This window comes from Streptomyces caelestis (genome assembly GCF_001279005.1).
In the GTDB taxonomy this organism is placed as follows: Bacteria; Actinomycetota; Actinomycetes; order Streptomycetales; family Streptomycetaceae; genus Streptomyces; species Streptomyces heliomycini.
The window spans coordinates 1-2,315 of record NZ_LGCN01000284.1; the positions used below are offsets into that span (position 1 = coordinate 1).

1 protein-coding gene is annotated in these 2,315 nt (G+C 75.1%); it reads left to right on the forward strand.

The window, feature by feature from the left end; genetic code table 11:
- Window positions 1-25: 25 nt before the first annotated feature.
- On the forward strand, window positions 26-2,315 hold a 2,290-nt coding region (locus tag ADK41_RS38220), incomplete at its 3' end, for a SpnB-like Rossmann fold domain-containing protein (protein ID WP_234319211.1).

The window sequence follows — 2,315 nt, forward strand, 5'->3', positions numbered from 1 at the left end:
ACCGCTTCTCCCGGTGGTCTCGAACGTGACCGGTGGGATCGCCGGCCCCGGCCTGCTGTGCTCGGCCGACTACTGGGTGCGCCACGTCCGCGCCACCGTCCGCTTCGCCGACGGCGTGCGCGCCCTGGCCGACGCCGGGGTGAGCGTGTTCCTGGAAGCCGGCCCCGGCGGTGTCCTCACCGCGCTGACCCAGCGCTGCCTGGACGCCGACCCCGACGCGGTGGCCGTGCCCGCGCTGCGCGCGGACCGCGACGAGGAGACCGCGCTGCTCACCGGGCTCGCCCGACTCCACACCGCCGGCGTCCGCGTCGACTGGGCGGCCTGGTTCCGGGGCACCGGGGCACGCCGTACCGACCTGCCGACCTACCCCTTCCAGCGCGAGCGGTTCTGGCCCCGCCCGGCCGCCCTGACCGGCGACGTCAGCTCCGCCGGCCTGATCTCAGCGGACCACCCGCTGCTCGGCGCCGCCGTACCGCTGGCCGACTCCGAAGGCGCGCTGTTCACCAGCCAGATCTCCATGCAGGTCCACCCCTGGCTGCTCGACCACAAGGTCGGCGGCACGGTCGTCCTGCCCGGCACCGGCTACCTGGAGATGGCCGTCCGCGCCGCCGACCAGGTCGGCTGCGGCCGGGTCCAGGAACTCGTCCTGTCCACCCCGATGGTGCTCGACGACAAGGTGCCCACCGCCCTCCAGGTCGTCCTCGGCGCACCGGACGAAGAGGGGACCCGCACCATCGCGTTCTACTCCCGCCCGTCCGACGCCACCGACGGCCCCTGGACCCGGCACGCCACCGGATCCCTCGCCGTCGCGGAGCACACCGCCCCGTTCGACGTCCCCGTCTGGCCGCCGGCGGACGCCCGGCCGATGCCCCTCGACGGCACCTACGAGCGCACCGAGTACGGCCCCTGCTTCCAGGGGATGCGCAAGGTGTGGATCCGCGGACAGGAGGCCTTCGTCGAGGTCGCCCTGCCCGAGGAGATCGCCGGGGACGCCCAGTACTTCGGCATCCACCCGGCCCTGCTCGACGCGGTCCAGCACGCCAACGGCTACCTCGGCGTCGGCAGCGAGGACAACCCGCTGCTGCCGTACATCTGGAACGGCGTCTCGCTGCACGCGGGCGGCGCCACCACGCTGCGGGTCCGCATCGCCAGGCTCGGCGACGAGTCGGTCACGCTCACGGCGGTCGACGCCGAGGGCGCGCCCGTGCTGTCCGCCGAGGCGCTGGTGCTGCGCGCCCCGAGCGTGCCGCGCGCCCCGGTGGCCACCGGCGGCCAGGAACCGGTGTTCCGCCTCGACTGGGTCACCGCCCCCGAGGTCAAGCCCACCGAGGGCCTGCGGGCCGTCACCCTGGGCGCCGACGTCTTCGGCACCGGCACCGCACTGCCGTCCCTCACCGGCCTCACCGACCCGGCCGACGCCCCCGACTACGTACTCGTCCCGCTTCAGGGGGAGTACACCGGCACGGACGCGGGCGGCGACCCGGCCGCCCCCGGCACGGACGTCCCCGGCGCCGTCCACACCCTCACCACCCGCACCCTGGAACTCGTACGCCAGTGGCTGGACCACGACCGGTTCGACCGCACCCGTCTGGTCTTCGTCACCCGTGGCGCGGTGGCCGCCGCCGACGGCGAGACCGTACGGGACCTCGCCGCGGGCGCCGCCTGGGGTCTGGTGCGCTCGGCCCAGTCCGAGAACCCCGACCGGTTCGTCCTCGTCGACCTCGACGCACAGGGCGACGTCCAGGCACTGCTGCCGGACCTGCCGGCCCTGCTCGCCACCGGCGACGCCCAGTTCGCCGTGCGCGAGGGAGCCGTCCGCGTCGGCCGGCTGGACCGCCTCGCCACCGGCGCCGGACTGGTCCCGCCCGTCGGCGTGCCGTGGCGGCTCGACACCACCGGCAAGGGCACCCTGGACAACCTCGTCCTCGCTCCCTGCCCGGAGGTGACGCAGCCGCTCGGCGACCACGAGGTGAGGATCGACGTCGACGCGACCGGCCTGAACTTCCGCGACGTCCTCAACGCGCTCGGCATGTACCCCGGCGAGTCCGGCCCGATGGGCACCGAGGCCGCCGGCGTGGTCACGGCCGTCGGCTCCGCCGTCACCGGACTGCGGCCCGGCGACCGGGTGTTCGGCACCGTGCCCGGCGGATTCGGGCCGGTCGTCGTCGCCGACGAGCACTACCTGGCCCGCGTCCCCGACACCTGGACCCAGCAGGAGGCGGCGTCGGTGCCGCTGGTGTTCCTGACGGCCCTGTACGCCTTCCGTGATCTGGCGGGTCTGCGGGCGGGGGAGTCGGTGCTGGTGCACGCCGGTG